Here is a 16,423-nt window from a genome sequence, read left to right on the forward strand (position 1 = left end):
TTACTTAAGAAATGGCTGGTGAAACTCATCCGGCAGTGGTATTTCCAAATTGATGGACTCGCCACTGACCGGATGTTTAAAGCTAAGTCCAGTCGCTGCCAGCAGTAAACGGTGGCAATTAAAGTGCTCGCGAAAAAAGTTATTATGCCGTCCATCACCATGGTTTGTATCACCGACAATGGGATGCCTAATATGTGCCATGTGTCGGCGTAACTGGTGCTTACGTCCCGTTTCTGGTTGTAACTGAACCAATGAATAACGCGTGGTATCGTGCTTTTTGCTGACCTTATAAGGCAATTCAACCTGCTTTAAACATTTATAATGCGTCACCGCCGGCTGTTTTTCTTTATCGGTATCTGCGTCAGCGTCCGCTAATTTATCCAGTTCTTCTTTTAGCGCGTAATCAATAGTACCGCTTTCAGCTACATAACCTCTGACGACCGCATGATAGGTTTTTCTTACCTCACGAGCGGTTAACTGTTCAGTCAAAGTTCGTGCGATATCACTACTAAGAGCAAAGATGAGTAACCCTGACGTTGGCCTGTCCAGCCGATGCACAGGGTAGACATGACGCCCCAATTGGTTGCGCAGCATTTGCATAGCAAACTCACGGGCACCGCTTGATATACGGCTTCGGTGAACCAGTAAGCCACTGGGTTTATTAATAACAGCTAAATGTTCGTCTTGGTAAATAAGTTCTAACTGCTTCACCGTTAGACGTCTTCCTGCAGAGGATCAGTGCCACTTAGCAGCACATCAAACTCACGGATTAGAGCGATAAGTTGTTCGTATTGTTCAAGCTCGTTACGGTAGGTATGAGCAGCCATTGGACTAACCGCGACGCCCTCAGGCAAAGGTCGTTGACTGTCGACCAGAGACCACATCCGCGGCAACATAATAAATTGCAGCCACTGATGAAACTCCAGCGTATCAACGGCAAAAGGCTGCTGACTTTCCAAAGCCTGCACGGGAGGCTGGTGAGACTGCCATAAGCCAAGACTGTTCAGTTCGCGCTCTATTCTATCAAGTAATCGAGCGGCTTTCTGATACTGCTCCATATCAGACTCCGTTACCACATCATTGTATAAACCGATATAATGGCGCCATAGTGATTTAATACGCCTTAAAATTCAAGCAAAAAGGGAGCGCCTGTGTCAGCACCGACCATCACCACCTTGGGTGAGTTTTTGCAAGCCGGCCAAGCAGAGTACAAAATTTTTGATATTGGCAGACGCCTTACTGAACTGTCTCAGGATGATTTTGCTGCTATTGAGCACCAGCAACGTCCTTACCCCTACCCGATAGCCAGACAGGCTCAACTGGCGATATTGTTTCAGCATAAGCAGCATGATCAGCAGCCTTTCATCTGGTTTTTGCAATTCCCTCTGGATGAGCGCGGGCTTTTAAATTTAGCGGCACGTAATCAATACCTTGAATATGTGGTTAACGCATTGGGCCACGAAATTACCGGTGAGATGACCGAGGAGCAACAAAAGCAACTGCAGCAGAATCCTTATTTACTCACACCGAATGAGCATCAGCGGGCTGCGTTGCATGCACGGGTTCAGCGTCAGCTAAAGCTGTCACCGTCAATTCACTTTGAGACCGCGGAAGCTTACTTAAAACAACCGGAAGCTGACATTGACTGGCAGCAAATTGGCTTACAAGGCCTGCACGACTGTGCAGCCCGATTAGAGCAACTGCCGGAACTGAGTGAAGCCATAGCAACACATTTTTCGACTTACCCTAAAGCGGTAAGGCAGCCGCTCGCTGTTGCCCTTGAACAGCAAAGCATCACGCCACGACTACGAGATTCATTACTTGAGCATGTTAAGAGCAATGATGCACTGCTTTGTACAGACAGCCTGAGAGCGTTAGCTTCCGTTGCAGCTCACCCGCGCGTACAAAAGTCCGTCAACGAGACCATTCCTGATGCAAACGCTGACCAACTGGTTGTTGTCGCCGCCCGATTATGGCCCGTACTTAACGATGAGCACAGCTTGTTAAGCTATTTAGATGCAATCGCTTCACTGGATAACGCCCTGTTTGATGCGTTATTTCAGGATATTATTGCCTTACCGGATATACGTCCCCTGCTTCTGTCCATATTGGCACAGCAGAAACAGTCGGAAGCCGTTGGCGAAGCTTTAAACCGATTAAAACAGCAAACCCGGAGCGCTTGATGAACTTACTTGATGTTATTGTTTTTCTCGGGTTGGCAACCGCAATATGGGTTTTCTGGCAACACCGCCAGCAGTCGGAAAGCGCGCAGAAACACGCGGTTTTTTATTGTAAACAACAAGGTTTGCAGTTTCTGGATATTCGTCGTGAGGATACCCGATGGTCTTTTAAAGGAAGCCAACCGGGCTGGCGAAGTACATTTAAAATGGGGTTTAGCAGCGACGGAGAAACTCGTTATGAAGGGGAACTAACCCTTCATAACCAGCGCTTAGTTGGTGTTGAATTACCGCCGTTTCGAATTCCCGGTCAATAATTTAACCCAGGCATCTTTATACATAACCCAGTCACCCAGTAAGCTATACAAAGGATACTGAAAAGTGGCTGGCTTATTCTTCTCAAACACAAAGTGACCCAGCCAGGCAAATCCATAACCAATAACCGGCAAAGCCAGTAACCACCAATAGTTTGAGCTAACCAGAGCGTAAATTAACACGGCTAACACCAGGGTGCTGCCAATATAATGTAGGATCCGACAACGCTTGTCAGAGTGCTCTTGCAAGTAGTAAGGGTAAAACTCTTTAAAACTGGAATAACTCATTAGCTTTAATCTTCTTGCCTAGGGTAAAAGAGTACTTCACCGGGTAGCTTTTCAACCTCTATCTGGGCCTGCAAACGGTAACCGCGCTTCTTGAAAAATGCCTGATAATCAGAGCGGGTGACGTAAACTGCAATGCCCTGCGATTCAGGATCTTCTTCAAATACCGTTTTAGCAGCCTCAACCAATAAATGCCCTACCCCTTGAGATTGATACTGCGGCGCTACGGCAATAAAAGCTAACATATGGTAGGGAACATCGGGCATCGCTTGCTGAATAAGACGTTCTTTTTCAAGCACCTGTCGGGTACTTAAAAAACCTGCAGTCAGCAGCATACTAATGCGCCAATGCCAAAAACGACCAGGACCAAAGCTCTTACCAGGACGGGTGAGACAGGCGACACCTAATAGTGTGCCGCCGTCACGGATACCAATAATGGGTTGTCCACTTTCCCAAAACGCATTCAGATCTTCACGAATTGCGGCTCGTAGGCGCTTTTCGTAATCCGGCTTATCGGCCCGAAAAATCTTTTGCAACAATTCATCGTCATAGTAAGTCTGAAACAAAAGCGAAGCCGCTAATTTAAGATCTTCGGCAACAAGATAGACAAGCTCTCCCTGAATATGCTCGCTGCTGTTCTCACTTGCCTTATCGATTTCACTTTCTGTTTTTTCGGTTAAGCCTTGCATAACAACCACTGATTAGTTTTTTATAACACCAAGTTAACCATTTTTCGGGATCCTGTCGAGAGCCATTTCTCCGATACCTGCCAGGGTATCATCAATGAACACAATAGCTGTGCATTCATCACGGGTCGTCATACCGTCAGCATGCTTTCTGTGTGTGCGATAATACAAAACCTGATATCGATGTTGTTCAGATTCCCAGGAGTCATTAAAATCGGGAGTTCCTAATCGGCTCAAGGCTTCGCTAACCGAAAGTGAGGGTGGTAATGCCGCAATCGAAGAGCGGTTTCTTTGCTCTGACTGCTGCCCTTCATATTTTTCGCTACTACCATCGTAACTCGACTCTTTTACAACAACACAACCGGATAAAGTTAACGCGCTTAGCAACGCAACAGCCAATAAAGATCTTTTCAGCATGCTTCATATTCTCCTGATTATTTTATTAATAAGTTTGCTTCAATATATTTTCAGCAGCTCATTTCAAGCAAGCTTCAGGCCAAAACGTAACTCTATGTTTTTATTGCGCTTTATATTTTTCAGGTTTTGCTAATTTGCTAATTAATCGTTATTTTCACTAATTTTAGGCTCGCATTCATTGAGCCACCCAGACAAAGAGTCGGCAAGGACTTCATGCTGTTCCTTCCCCACCCATTCAAGTCCAATAGCACCGCTGTGGTTATCTATCGACAACAATAAGTCTTCGTTATCTACTCCTAACCCAATAAACACCGTTTCTGGCTGTTTTAACCGGCGTTTCATTAAAATATGTCCGGTTATATTTGCCAACAACCGCTCACCATCTTCTTCACTTTGGATCTGTAATAAATGTATCGGATGTCCCTGATAAGAAAGCGCCAGGTCGCCCGCATACCAGCGCCCAAATAGCGCTTTAATGCTGTCATGGAAGGTTGTTTCTAAGGCTTTTTCCAGCTCATCAAAAGCCAGAGGCTTAGCTTGTAAAGACGGTGTCCATTCAACCGTATCGTCATCAATAACCTCACCATATATTGGACTGCTCCACTCTTCTACATACTCCGTATAACGGACAGGAACCTGATTTTGATAACGCTCCATTAAGGCATCGATAGTTTCTTCTAACGTCTTCATCTGGCACTTACACCTAAGAAAATTTACAATAAGGGCATTGTACTTACGGAGCGACTTAAATGCCAAAGAAGCACGCACTCGACCACTTATCGCTGGGGCAAAGCACAGACTACCCGAGTGAATATGACCCGAAGCAGCTACAACCTGTCCCCCGCTCGCTGAATCGTGAGCCCATTGGTCTTGTTGGTAAGCTGCCTTTTTCCGGTGTCGACTTATGGACTGGCTACGAAATATCCTGGCTGAACTCAAATGGCTTGCCACAAGTCGCTGTCGGTTACTTTGAAGTGCCTGCGGAAAGTCCGAATCTCATTGAATCAAAGTCCTTTAAGCTTTATTTAAACAGTTTCAATGACTCTCATTTTGGCTCCTGGCAAGAGGTTCAGGTAGTTATGGAAAAGGACTTATCTGCATGTGCCGGAGCCAGGGTCAGTGTTACCTTAAAGCCGTTGTCTGAGCTAGAAGGTGAATCCATTGCAACCTTTCCCGGTCTTTGTATTGATAAGCAGGACATCACAATTTCGCAATATGACTACCAGCCGTCATTATTAATAACGGAGCATAATGAGACAGAAGAGAAGCTACACAGTCACCTGTTGAAGTCTAACTGTCTTATCACGAACCAACCCGACTGGGGATCCGTCTATATTCATTACCAGGGGCCCAAGTTGGATCATGCGTCATTATTGGCGTATTTGGTCTCATTCAGGCGCCACAATGAATTCCACGAACAATGCGTTGAACGTATTTATCAGGACTTAAAGGCGCTGGGGATGAAAAAACTGACGGTTTATGCCCGCTATACTCGCCGCGGAGGCCTCGACATAAACCCATTTCGTTCGGACTTCGAACCAGCGCTGCAGATGCAGCGCATGGCTCGACAATAAAACCTTAGGCATTAGGATGAGGAATTTGTAACCATTGAAGAAACCGGGCCTGTTGCTCAGCCGTTGGCTCATCCACAGGCTCAATTTTCGCATCTGTGGCGGGTTTTGCTTTTACGCTCAAGGTTTTTTCATGCAACTGGTCACGACGGAAAAACGTAACGGTTATAGAATCTCCTGCCTCATACTCTTTAAAAGCATCGCTGAAACGACCATCAACCACTTTGTGTCCGTCAAAGGCGACAATAACGTCACCGGGGGTAAAGCCAGCTTCCCACGCGGGGCTTCCTTTACTAACACGAGTCAGTTCCATACCGCCGCTTGTGTCATTAGCATTCCAGCCTGCCCACACTTCTGGCTCGTCATCTTTCTCATAAACCAGTTCCAAACCAACTCGTTCCAACATGGTTTCAAACGGAATATCGGCAGGCGTTTCAACATTATTCTGCCACCAGTTCTGCCAGGAGCGGCCTGTCAGCTCTTTTAGAATGGTTAATACATCCGCGGCAGTAAAACCTTCATGGTCAGCATCAAAGCGCTGATAGAGTTCATTATGAACATCGCGGTAACTCACTTCACCTTCAGTTGTTTCCAGAAGTTCACTGTCCAGCATCCAGGAAACCAGCGCCCCCTCTGAATAAATATTAACTGAATCGTTATGAGCCCTGTCACCGTATTGGTCTATCCATGCTTCAAATGACGCCTCAGCTACCGACATCTCTTCACGCCCCGGTTTCGCTTTGTGCCGATCAATACTTGTGGCCACACGTTCAAAGTATTCTGACGGTTCCATAATGCCTGCGTGTAACAACAGATGATTCTGGAAATAACTGGTGGAGCCTTCTGCTATCCAAAATAAATCTGTGTAGTTTTCTTTTTGATAGTCATAAGGAACTAAACCACTGGGGCGGTATGCTTTTACGTTCCAGGTGTGAACAAACTCATGCGATGCTGTCGACATAAAAGACAGGTAGTCATCGCGGCTGGCAAAGCTATAACGTGGTCGCTGAATAACCGTGGAGTTCTTGTGTTCCGTTGCGCCACCGGCACCAGTTGTTGCGTGGATCATGAACACATAACGCTCGAACGGATAATCACTCCATATAGAATCACCAGTTCCCACCAGCTTTTTTAAATCCGAAACCGTCTTTTCAGCATCGTAATTTCCTTCACCCCAGAACACCACTTCATAGTTCCGTTCATCCTGAGTAAATGCATAGTGTGTGTTAATACCAGTCTCTATTGGGGAGTCAACAAATACATCCCAATTCTGAGCAGTAAACTGATGATCTCCCTGGCGCTTCATTCCCGAGTAGCTTTTCCAGTTCTCAGGAACGTCAAGAGAAACTGAAATTGGTTCATTGCGCCACGCGTCAGCATACATAAAGACGGCAGATGCATCCAAATAAGCGTGAGTGTCGTCTATATGGCGACTACGACGCCCCAACTGATTCGCATAGATTTCGTAATCAACGGTAACCTCACCGCTTTGCTCTGGCAGGTATATGCGCCAGGTACTTTTATCAACTTTTTCCCAACGCAGTTCTTCACCATTGCTGCGCACTTCGAAGTCGCGCACGCCATTCGCCAAGTTTAAAATTCGGTAATAACCTGTTCTCCAGGCTGGCATTTTTATATCCAGGAACTTTTCTTCGCTGGCCGGAAAAGTAATTGAAACTTCACCTTTATGGTGTTCTGGTTGCGTCAGGTCAATTTTATAATCGGTATTTGCCAATACTACTGAAGGGGCTAACATAACACCAACAGCCAATAAGCTCTTACGCACAGTCAGTCTCCGTTAATTTCGAGTTTTTTGTTAGTCTGTTTTTGCAAAGACTACCACAATTCACCAATAGTAAATAAATTCAGATAGGTTAGACTTTATAATAATAATTTTCGTATCATAGCTATTGCATTCAGTATTGGGTAGGTGAGCATTGGCAGTACCTGAAACACCACAAGAAAAGATTCAGCATCTTAGCAAAAAGTTGCAACAGAGCATCCAGTCTCGTAAGCAATTAGAAGATGACTATTTACGTGACTCACAAAGATACTCAAATTTTGTGAATGATCTTTGCTTAGCGTTAAGTGGTGTTGATACGGAGCTGGACACTCTGCTGCATAAGCTGCGCGGACACCTGCAGCAGAATGCTTCTGCGGCCGTTCTCGAGCCAATTATGCAGAAGCTTAGCGACGCAATATCGCAGCATACGATTCGTTTGCAGACACAGCTAAAGCTAACCAACGAAAGCATCCGTCAGGCGCTGGCTTCAATTAAACCGCACGATAATAACAGCCGCTCTAAACTGCAGCGTGTCGCCAGCGAATTTGAGCAACCGACAATGACGGTTTCTCACTATCTTCCGTTGATGAACCAATTACTGGCACTTTCCTATCAACAGCCTGCTGTTAAGACAGAGACTCAAGTTAGTCAGTACCAGAGCCAATTGCTCGACTTACTAAGCGAAGTTGAGTTTTCAGGAAACGCTGCCGATACTCTGCGACAAATGAAAGTTGCCCTGCAAAAACCGCAGACAAGTGAAACTCTGCTCGCCATCACTTTAAAAATCATGCGGTTAGTTTTCAGTAACATTAATGATGAACGAAAGTCGGCACAGCATTTCTTAAAGCAACTGAATGCTTCGCTGGAATCGGTTCAAAGTGTGCTGGGTAAAACTATTAATCATTCTTCAGACTACGCTGACCAGCGCGTTCATCTGAATCAAAAACTGAAAAATGGCGTCTCAGAGATCAGTGCATGTGTCACCGATGCCTGTGAGCTTTATGACTTAAAAGAGTCCGTTGGCAAACAATTACAGACATTAAGTGAAACACTGAATCAACACTTGAAGTTGCATGATGAAGAGCGTGAAAACTTTAACAGCAACACGCTGGAAATAAAGCAGCAGCTAAGGGATACCGAAGCTCAGGTCGAGTACTATAAAAAAGAATTAGCAAAACAGCAGTTTCGTAGCTTACAGGATAATCTGACCAAGTTACCCAACCGGTCGGCTTTTGAGGAACGCCTAAACCTCGAGTTTGAGCGTTGGGTAAAAGGTGAGACACAGCTTACTATCGCGGTAATAGACGTCGACCACTTTAAAAATATTAACGATAACTTCGGTCATATTGCCGGCGATAAAACTCTGCAAGTTATTGCAGGAACCCTCAGCAAGGCACTCAAAGAGTCTGGTTTTGTCTGTCGCTACGGTGGCGAAGAGTTTGCTATTATATTCTGTTCGGATGATCGGGAAGCTTATCAGCACATCGAAAATGCACGGGGAAAAGTTGCGACTATTCCGTTTAAATTTAAAAGTGAAGACATTCGTATTACTATTTCAGCAGGAATAGCGAAGTGTCAATACAACGAAGATACGCCATTAGCGGTTTTCGAAAGAGCAGATAAAGCTCTATATGATGCAAAAAATAGCGGGCGCAATAAGGTCATGAAAGCGAAATAGAAACTAGACGCACGACCAACGCCGGCACAAGGATGACGCCGAGTCATCGTTTTTACAGGAGTATGAAAACATAATGAGAGCAAGCATTTCTCCAAGAGGCAGTATGTCTCTTTTGTCACAGCTCGAAATAGAGCGTTTAAAGCAGTCCTCAAACAGCCAACTTTATAAATTATTCCGTAACTGCTGTCTTGCGGTTTTAAATGCCGGTAGTAACACCGACAGCAGTGCTGAAATCTACGATAAATACAAAGACTTCGCAGTTAATATTATTCGCAAAGAGCGCGGCATTAAAATTGAACTTATAGAACCACCTGCCGAAGCCTTTGTTGACGGCGAACTGATTGTCGGAATACGTGAACTGCTCGAGTCTGTATTACGTGACATTCTTTTTACCGGAGACCGTTACTCGGAAGAAGAACTTAAAGACGCTGATAGCGCTACCCTCACCCATGTGGTATTCGATATTTTACGCAACGCCCGCACCATTCAGGCGATGCAAGAGCCGGACATGGTAGTTTGCTGGGGAGGCCACTCCATTAATGAAGGCGAGTATAAATACACCAAAGAAGTGGGTTATCAACTCGGTTTACGAGGCCTCAACATCTGCACAGGGTGTGGCCCTGGAGCAATGAAGGGTCCAATGAAAGGCGCTACTATCGGACACGCTAAACAGCGCATTAGCAGTGGCCGTTACTTAGGTCTTACAGAACCCGGAATTATTGCAGCAGAGCCACCTAACCCTATTGTCAATGAGCTGGTTATTCTGCCTGATATTGAAAAACGTTTGGAAGCTTTCGTGCGCTGCGCCCACGGAATTGTGATTTTCCCGGGTGGCGCGGGTACGGCAGAGGAACTGTTGTATTTACTTGGCATTTTGATGCACCCGAAAAACCAGCAACAAAGTTTGCCCGTAATTTTGACAGGCCCCGAAAGCTCTAAAGACTACTTTGATGCTTTAGATACTTTTATCGTCGATACGTTAGGCGAAGACGCCCGCGGTTTTTACCGTATTATTATCGCAGACCCTGCCGGTGTCGCTCAGCACATGCATGCGGGTATGGCGGCGGTAAAACAGTATCGCCGTGACTCAGGCGATGCTTACTACTTTAACTGGACCCTCTTTATCGATGAAAACTTTCAGCGTCCTTTTTATCCGACTCATGAAAATGTTTCATCGCTTAACCTGCACCCAGAGCAGCCCAAAGAAGAACTTGCCGCTGATTTACGTCGCGCCTTCTCTGCCATTGTTGCCGGTAATGTGAAAGACGATGGTATTCGCCAAATTAGAGAAAAAGGCGTATTTACTATTCATGGTGAAAAACAGTTAATGAAGCGACTTGACGTATTGTTAAGAGCATTCGTCGAACAGGGTCGTATGAAACTGCCGGGTTCGGTGTATCATCCTTGTTATAAGGTTGTTACTGACTGAAGGATTTATGAAAAATAAAGTCTTTGTCATACTTGCTATTGGTGCCGTAAGTTATCTGGCTATTGTCGGGGCAGTACTGATGCTTTATCAGGCTGACCCCGCCGATTTGCAGTGGCAGGAACGGGAAACCTACAACGCCAGACAAATTGGTCAGTTGGATCTCGGTATGTCCAAAGACAGCGTTATCCGAATTTTGGGCTCCCCGGATATCAACGAAGCAAAAGCCTCACCCAAAGGTGACATGCAAGTATTGTTTTATCGTACACATCACGTGACTTCTGACGGTATCACTACGAAAGATGAGTGTACCCCTCTGGTTTTCCGAGACAATGAGCTCATCGCCTGGGGTAACGATTCATACCGCGACTATCAGGATAATCAGAGGCGCGAATGAATAAACTGACGGAGTGTTGTGAAAAAGCCGGTAATTTACTGAAACAACACGATATTCGTCAGCTTTATCGTTTAGTTCAGTTTATTGATGAGGAATACCAGCAAAACCGCTGGCCGGAGCTTCTTCCAATTTATGCCGAGCAACACTATCCGGAAGACAACCACGCGATAAGTGAGATACTTGCCGTTTGCGTTAACGCCTTAAAGTGCGGTTATCAGTGGTCTTTACACACCCATTATCGCCGAATCCTGGCTGCGGCCTGTATCAGTGCAAAACTTAATCCCGACCCTGGCTATTGGAAACAGCGTCAGCTGCGACAATCGCTGTGGCTTTCTGCTTTAGAGACATTGACGTTAAGCTCACCCGATATCGTTGTATTTAGATACTGGGTTGAAGCGCTGACTCAAGTGCAGCTAAAACGAATCGAACCCAGCCTGGCGTTTTTTCCGTTATTAAACGGAGACTTTCGCTACCGTTTCTGGGCGCTTCTAACCCAGCAAGACACCTTCTCAGTACGGCTGACAGGCCAGAAGTTTTCGAATGAACAAAACAAACAAACCGCCGTATTGCTGGGCTTTGAAGGCAAGCATGCCATCTTAGCCTTAATTCATAAGTTGGACAGTCCATTTTACCTGAGCCCGGAAGAGTCAGGAAATTGGCAAATAAACAATCGAGCTCTGACGAATGAACAACTCAACGCTCTGAGTAGCCATCGCTTAATGAAACAAGAGCAACAGAGCTCAATACAGCAAACACCGCGTTCGCTGTTAAAAGCGATTAATCGATACGCAAATGCAAATGGCGCCTTGAATGCCGTCATTCAACAGGTAAACCAGCTTCCTTTTTTAGCCAATAGTCTGCACGCTGCAGTCCAACAAAGTGAGCGTATTGGTTACAGCGAAGCGAGCCGTATGGATTTAAAACAGGCATACTTGTGGCTGGGTTCTAAGCGAGCTTCCGTAATTCTGGCCACTGCATTCCTGCAGCACCAGTTTTCTTTAAACACTATTCCTTTGCATAAAAATTTGATGCAAAAGCTCGGCTTATTAACCACTTTATTGCAGCGTTTATCAGATACCACAAGCATTAATTTACCCACACCGGCGCCGCTACTGGCTTTACTTTCAGGTTCCGACTTATTTCGACACCCAGAGCTGATAAAGTCCGCTAAATGGCCTCGGCCTAAATACGTTGAGCATTGCTACAGCACCAGTTGGGTAGGCTCAGCGCTGGATATTAGTGATTTTCGCCGGAGTAAGCAGTTGGTCAAACGCTGGCAGCTGCCTCCGGCTACTGAGCGCCTATTAGATCCAGATAAAGAAGAGAATGATGAGTTAAGTGCCCTTTTCTTTTTGTCACACTATTTGACCTTAAGCACTTATTACCCCGATGTATCATTAAGCAGCTCAGTCAAATCCCTGCTAAAATCCAGTTGTCAGCAATTAAAAATCGACGCTGATCAATTGACAAAAATTAAAACAAAAGCAGCCTTCGACAGTCATTGTTACTCACCGTTATAGTGCTTATTCGCGTGGTGAATAGTACAGAGCTAGTCAGTATTATCAGCGCGGTGGTAGAATGACCGTTCCTGTTTTTTGTTGTAACACGGTTTAAAGGAAGCAATTCATGAGTAGAACCATCACAGTTATTCCAGGTGACGGCATAGGCCCGGATATCGTTAAGTCAGCAACCGCAATTTTAGATAAAGCGGGTTGTGACTTTCAATATGAATACGTAGAAGCCGGCCTGACTGCTTTGGAAAAAACCGGAGAGCTATTACCGCAAAATACTCTTGATGCGATTGAACGTAACGGTGTTACTTTAAAGGGGCCATTAACAACCCCAGTTGGCGAAGGCTTTACTTCAATTAATGTCAGCCTGCGCAAACATTTTTCTCTCTACGCAAATGTGCGCCCTGTATTGTCCTTTAAAGGGACTCAGGCCCGCTATGAAGATATTGATATCATCACCATCCGCGAAAATACCGAAGGCATGTACTCGGGTTTAGGACAAAAAGTCTCTGAAGATGGTAATGAAGCTGAAGCTATGAGCAAAATCACGCGCGAAGGTGCAGAGCGTATCGTGCGGTTTGCTTATGAAACAGCGCGCCGCGAAGGTCGTAAAAAAGTTACGGCGGTTCACAAAGCCAATATCCTGAAGTCAACGTCAGGCTTATTCCTTAAAGTTGCTCGTGAAATTGCAGAAGAATATCCGGATATCGAGTCGACAGAAATGATTGTCGATGCGGCTTGTATGCGTCTGGTAATGAACCCGGAAGAGTTTGATGTGATTGTTACCACAAACCTGTTCGGCGATATTCTATCTGACCTTTGTGCTGGTTTGGTCGGTGGGCTAGGTATGGCACCAGGCGCTAACATTGGTAAAAACTGCGCCATTTTCGAAGCCGTACATGGTTCAGCTCCGGATATCGCCGGTAAAAACCTGGCAAACCCAAGCTCAGTAATTCTGGCTTCGATTCAAATGCTTGAGTATTTGGGAATGCAAGAACAAGCAACCAATATCACCAAAGCACTGGCCGACGTCATTGCCAGCGGCGACCGTACAACTCGCGACTTAGGCGGTTCACACGGCACCACAGACTTTACTCAGGCGGTTATTGACCGGCTTTAAGATTTTCGGCATGGCCATGGCTCTCATGGCTATGCCGAAACGAGCTAGCTCCGTGGCAGCCAACGTAAGTGTACAGTGACTTCTTCACGGTCGTGATAAAGGTGCTTAGCCTGAATTTCAAAAGGCTTGGTGCCTTCAGTCTGAAGCTTATCGGTAATCTGACTCAAATACTCTTTCACTGCCGCATAGCGCTGTCGCATTGGCAACTTCAAGTTAAAAATGGCTTCTTCACAGTCACCTTCCAGTAACCAACTGGTCATCAACTCACCGACTCGTGCCGGCTTTTCGACCATGTCACAAACCAACCAGTTAATATTCTTACGTTTAGGACGAAACTTAAAACCATCTTCTTTAATATGCTTAACCTGACCTGTCTCCATTAAAGACTCAGCCATCGGTCCGTTATCGACCGCCTGTACCATCATGCCACGACGTACTAACTGATAAGTCCATCCGCCTGGAGCAGCACCTAAATCCACGGCTTTCATGCCCGAGTGAACACGTTTTTCCTGCTCATTTTCAGGTACAAACACCTGGAAAGCTTCGTCCAGTTTCAGGGTTGACCGGCTAGGTGCTTCTTTGGGCATACGTAAACGAACAATACCGCCTTCGTGCACTGTCTGGTTATAGCTATAAGAATACCCCACCAGCGCATGTGCCGAGTTAACAAATAACACGTGTAACATAGGTCGCTTAGCCAAAGGCTTATTACTTAAAAGCTCTTCTTTACGCAAGGCCTGGCGCAGTGGAACACTGAACTTCCGGCAAAACTTTGATAGCTGATTAGCTTCGTTGGTATCCGGCGTTTCTACTCGCAGTTCACCCGCCAAACCAAAAGTTTCTCTGTGAGGTTTCAGCACATCAATAACTTCGGACGCACGATCTTCAATACCGGCCAATTTTACCGGACCAAGTAAGGCAAACATTTCTCGTGCAAAAACCAGATCTTTAAGCGACAGCTTACGGGCAATGTGTTCAGCTTCTTCATGCTGGCAGTTATAAGTGACATAGGCCTGATCAGGTTGAGTCTGACAGTAGCCGTAAACACCCAGCTCTGCCGTTTTATCCTGAATTTCAGCCGCACAATCGCCTTCAAATCCAGCGCGACACAGTAATACAATACCACTGCCTTTGCCGCTAACGATGTCTTTCATTAACTACCTGCTCCTAACTTCACTGCGCCAACTAACAAACTGAGCCAACCGGCAATAAATAACAATCCGCCGAGCGGCGTTATTGGCCCGAACCATTTAATGCTCGTCAACGCTAACGCATACAAACTGCCCGAAAACAAAATAACACCCGCCAACCATAAATAACCGCTGGCAACAAACCAAACCGAGTGTGACTGCTTTAACCAAAGTGCTAAGGCAAATAGTGCCAGGGCGTGATAAAACTGATAAGTAACACCAGTTTCAAATGCGCTTAACAAGTTTTCGCTTAACTTCGATTTAAGCCCATGGGCAGCAAAAGCCCCCAGCATAACGCCTGTACCGCCTAAAATGGCCGCCACAATTAAAAATAACTGACTCATTGAATGAACTCCTTAATAGCATCTGCCGCCTCTTGCCATAGCTTAGGCGTATCCGCCGCTTTGGCTTTTGTGGCGGCAAAACCGTGATCGGCACCCTCTAGCCATTGTAACTGCCAGTTGTGCGGTAGCTCCACGCATTGCCCCTGCTCCGCTCTTTTTAAAAGAGGCTTACTAAATGGGTCCCGAGTGCCCTGTAAAATCAGGCCCGGAGCCTTTGTCATTTCCAGCTCTTCCAAACGTGACTTTTCCGGCTTATGCGGCGGATGAAACGGAAAACCCAGAGCAATTACTGCTTTCGCGCTGTACTTGTCAGCTAAGCGCAACATCACTCTGCTTCCTAATGACTTACCCATCAAAACTAACGGCTTATTATCTTGCTGTAATTCGCTCAGCAGCTCGTCAATTGCATCGACCAACACCGGCATTTTATTAGGAGGTCGTTGCTTACCGGTTTCCCGGACCATTTCCCAATAAGGAAAATCTGGCCGCACAACTTCCGCGCCAAGCACCGCACCCTGCTCCGCAAAAAAATCCATAAACTCTGTATCCGGCCCACCACCTGACCCGTGCAAAAAAACAATACGAAAGGTTCCGTTCAAATTCTGCTGTTGATAGCGCATTATTGATTAAACTCTTGCTCTTCTTTTTGAACCAAACCAAGTAGCCATTGACGGAAAGTCGCGATTTTACCTATCTCCGCCTGATTGTCACGACAAACCAGATAAAAGGCTTTATTCCGCTGCAAAGCCTGAGGAAAAATACGAACCAGGTGTCCGCTGTCAATTTCGGATTTAACCAGCACATTATTCGCTAATGCAATGCCCTGTCCGTGAACCGCCGCCTGCAAAGCCAAACTGGAATGGCTGAATACCGGTCCGTTATCGCCTTTATACTGGGGCAACCCTACCAACTGAAACCAGTCCTTCCAGGCATTTCGGGTTTCATCATGCAGCAGCGTTTGTTTGAATAAATCTATCGGCTCTTGAATGTTGGCTTTGTCTAACAACAAGGGAGAACAGACTGGCCATAAATATTCTTCATGCAGCTGGTAAGCTTTTACGCCGGGCCAGCGACCATCACCATAGTAAATAGCAACATCAACATCGTCCGTCAAAGAGCCACTAATTTCATCCACCGCTTTAATGCGTATGTCCATATCGGGGTGCTCTTCACGAAAACTACTGAGCCGTGGGACAAACCATAAAATAGCAAAGCTGGGGGGAACCGAAACGGTCAACGCGCCTCGTTCAGACACTAGCCGAAGCTTATCGGTGGCCTGTGCCAGTTGTTCAAAAATATCCCGTAACTCTAAGTAGTATTCCTGCCCTTCTTCGGTCAGCAACAACGAGCGGTTACGTCGAATGAAAAGTTTAAGCTCAAGGAAATCTTCTAACGCTTTTACCTGATGACTGACGGCCGCCTGAGTCACAAATAACTCTTCGGCTGCTTTGGTAAAACTAAGGTGACGCGCTGCCACTTCAAATGATTTAAGCGCGTTTAAGGGAGGTAATTTCCGCATGCCAT

19 protein-coding genes are annotated in these 16,423 nt (G+C 45.9%); 8 read left to right on the forward strand and 11 right to left on the reverse strand.

Annotation, left to right across the window (positions count from 1 at the left end; genetic code table 11):
• Together truC and K5X84_RS07425 are read right to left on the reverse strand one after the other, a co-directional pair.
• The gene (gene truC / locus K5X84_RS07420) at positions 1-711 is read right to left on the reverse strand and encodes a tRNA pseudouridine(65) synthase TruC (RefSeq protein WP_222235464.1); all 711 of its coding nucleotides are present in this window, start codon (positions 709-711) and stop codon (positions 1-3) included.
• A 2-nt stretch (positions 712-713) separates the two neighbouring features.
• Positions 714-1,058 carry a YqcC family protein gene (locus tag K5X84_RS07425; RefSeq protein ID WP_054488177.1) on the reverse strand — a complete coding sequence of 115 codons (345 nt, stop codon included), beginning with the start codon at positions 1,056-1,058 and terminating at the stop codon, positions 714-716.
• Positions 1,059-1,151: 93 nt separating this feature from the next.
• On the opposite strand from K5X84_RS07425, the gene K5X84_RS07430 reads away from it, so the two are divergent.
• Both K5X84_RS07430 and K5X84_RS07435 read left to right on the forward strand, forming a co-directional pair.
• Positions 1,152-2,183 carry a DUF3549 family protein gene (locus tag K5X84_RS07430; RefSeq protein WP_222235465.1) on the forward strand — a complete coding sequence of 344 codons (1,032 nt, stop codon included), beginning with the start codon at positions 1,152-1,154 and terminating at the stop codon, positions 2,181-2,183.
• Positions 2,183-2,494, forward strand: a complete 312-nt coding sequence (locus K5X84_RS07435; RefSeq protein WP_054488180.1) for a DUF3301 domain-containing protein — start codon at positions 2,183-2,185, stop codon at positions 2,492-2,494. The genes K5X84_RS07430 and K5X84_RS07435 overlap by 1 nt, the downstream gene beginning before the upstream one ends.
• Here K5X84_RS07435 and K5X84_RS07440 read toward each other — a convergent pair.
• From K5X84_RS07440 to syd, 4 genes are all read right to left on the reverse strand, one after another.
• Positions 2,465-2,779 carry an Mpo1-like protein gene (locus tag K5X84_RS07440; protein WP_199494888.1) on the reverse strand — a complete coding sequence of 105 codons (315 nt, stop codon included), beginning with the start codon at positions 2,777-2,779 and terminating at the stop codon, positions 2,465-2,467. The two genes, K5X84_RS07435 and K5X84_RS07440, sit on opposite strands and share 30 nt — an antisense overlap.
• A 5-nt stretch (positions 2,780-2,784) precedes the next feature.
• Positions 2,785-3,465, reverse strand: coding sequence for a GNAT family N-acetyltransferase (locus tag K5X84_RS07445; RefSeq protein WP_222235466.1), 681 nt, complete (start codon positions 3,463-3,465; stop codon positions 2,785-2,787).
• 33 nt (positions 3,466-3,498) lie between these two features.
• Positions 3,499-3,879 carry a DUF3192 domain-containing protein gene (locus K5X84_RS07450; RefSeq protein ID WP_222235467.1) on the reverse strand — a complete coding sequence of 127 codons (381 nt, stop codon included), beginning with the start codon at positions 3,877-3,879 and terminating at the stop codon, positions 3,499-3,501.
• A gap of 141 nt (positions 3,880-4,020) precedes the next feature.
• The gene (syd, locus tag K5X84_RS07455) at positions 4,021-4,569 is read right to left on the reverse strand and encodes a SecY-interacting protein (RefSeq protein ID WP_222235468.1); all 549 of its coding nucleotides are present in this window, start codon (positions 4,567-4,569) and stop codon (positions 4,021-4,023) included.
• A 59-nt stretch (positions 4,570-4,628) separates the two neighbouring features.
• Between syd and queF the strand changes: the two genes are divergently transcribed.
• Positions 4,629-5,453 (forward strand): NADPH-dependent 7-cyano-7-deazaguanine reductase QueF, encoded by an 825-nt coding sequence (queF, locus tag K5X84_RS07460; RefSeq protein ID WP_222235469.1) that lies wholly within the window; start codon positions 4,629-4,631, stop codon positions 5,451-5,453.
• A gap of 4 nt (positions 5,454-5,457) precedes the next feature.
• On the opposite strand, the gene K5X84_RS07465 is transcribed toward queF, so the two are convergent.
• Entirely contained in the window at positions 5,458-7,236 is a 1,779-nt protein-coding gene (locus K5X84_RS07465; protein WP_222235470.1) for a M61 family metallopeptidase, read from the reverse strand.
• Positions 7,237-7,387: 151 nt separating this feature from the next.
• Between K5X84_RS07465 and K5X84_RS07470 the strand changes: the two genes are divergently transcribed.
• The 5 genes from K5X84_RS07470 (at position 7,388) to K5X84_RS07490 (ending at position 13,365) form a co-directional block, all read left to right on the forward strand.
• Entirely contained in the window at positions 7,388-8,911 is a 1,524-nt protein-coding gene (locus K5X84_RS07470; protein WP_054488188.1) for a GGDEF domain-containing protein, read from the forward strand.
• Positions 8,912-8,984: 73 nt separating this feature from the next.
• Positions 8,985-10,340 (forward strand): nucleotide 5'-monophosphate nucleosidase PpnN, encoded by a 1,356-nt coding sequence (gene ppnN / locus K5X84_RS07475; protein ID WP_054488189.1) that lies wholly within the window; start codon positions 8,985-8,987, stop codon positions 10,338-10,340.
• 7 nt (positions 10,341-10,347) lie between these two features.
• A complete protein-coding gene (locus tag K5X84_RS07480; RefSeq protein WP_222235471.1) occupies positions 10,348-10,734 on the forward strand; it encodes a DUF3192 domain-containing protein in 387 nt (128 codons plus the stop codon).
• Complete coding sequence (locus K5X84_RS07485) at positions 10,731-12,254, forward strand: hypothetical protein (protein ID WP_222235472.1); 1,524 nt, start codon at positions 10,731-10,733, stop codon at positions 12,252-12,254. The genes K5X84_RS07480 and K5X84_RS07485 overlap by 4 nt, the downstream gene beginning before the upstream one ends.
• Positions 12,255-12,360: 106 nt before the next feature.
• Positions 12,361-13,365: an isocitrate dehydrogenase gene (locus K5X84_RS07490; RefSeq protein WP_199494893.1), complete on the forward strand. Its 1,005-nt coding sequence runs from the start codon at positions 12,361-12,363 to the stop codon at positions 13,363-13,365.
• Between the two features lie 44 nt (positions 13,366-13,409).
• Here the strand turns inward: K5X84_RS07490 and rlmM are convergent, their stop codons facing one another.
• The 4 genes from rlmM to K5X84_RS07510 are packed head-to-tail and all read right to left on the reverse strand — an operon-like array spanning position 13,410 to position 16,418.
• The gene (rlmM, locus tag K5X84_RS07495; RefSeq protein ID WP_054488194.1) at positions 13,410-14,519 is read right to left on the reverse strand and encodes a 23S rRNA (cytidine(2498)-2'-O)-methyltransferase RlmM; all 1,110 of its coding nucleotides are present in this window, start codon (positions 14,517-14,519) and stop codon (positions 13,410-13,412) included.
• Positions 14,519-14,899, reverse strand: coding sequence for a DUF423 domain-containing protein (locus K5X84_RS07500; RefSeq protein ID WP_222235473.1), 381 nt, complete (start codon positions 14,897-14,899; stop codon positions 14,519-14,521). Before K5X84_RS07500 ends, rlmM begins: the two co-directional genes overlap by 1 nt.
• Positions 14,896-15,519: an alpha/beta family hydrolase gene (locus K5X84_RS07505; RefSeq protein WP_222235474.1), complete on the reverse strand. Its 624-nt coding sequence runs from the start codon at positions 15,517-15,519 to the stop codon at positions 14,896-14,898. The genes K5X84_RS07500 and K5X84_RS07505 overlap by 4 nt, the downstream gene beginning before the upstream one ends.
• Positions 15,519-16,418, reverse strand: coding sequence for a transcriptional regulator GcvA (locus K5X84_RS07510; protein ID WP_054488199.1), 900 nt, complete (start codon positions 16,416-16,418; stop codon positions 15,519-15,521). The genes K5X84_RS07505 and K5X84_RS07510 overlap by 1 nt, the downstream gene beginning before the upstream one ends.
• Positions 16,419-16,423: the final 5 nt, after the last annotated feature.

The sequence above is a fragment of the Idiomarina abyssalis genome (assembly GCF_019797805.1).
Taxonomy (GTDB): domain Bacteria; phylum Pseudomonadota; class Gammaproteobacteria; order Enterobacterales; family Alteromonadaceae; genus Idiomarina; species Idiomarina abyssalis.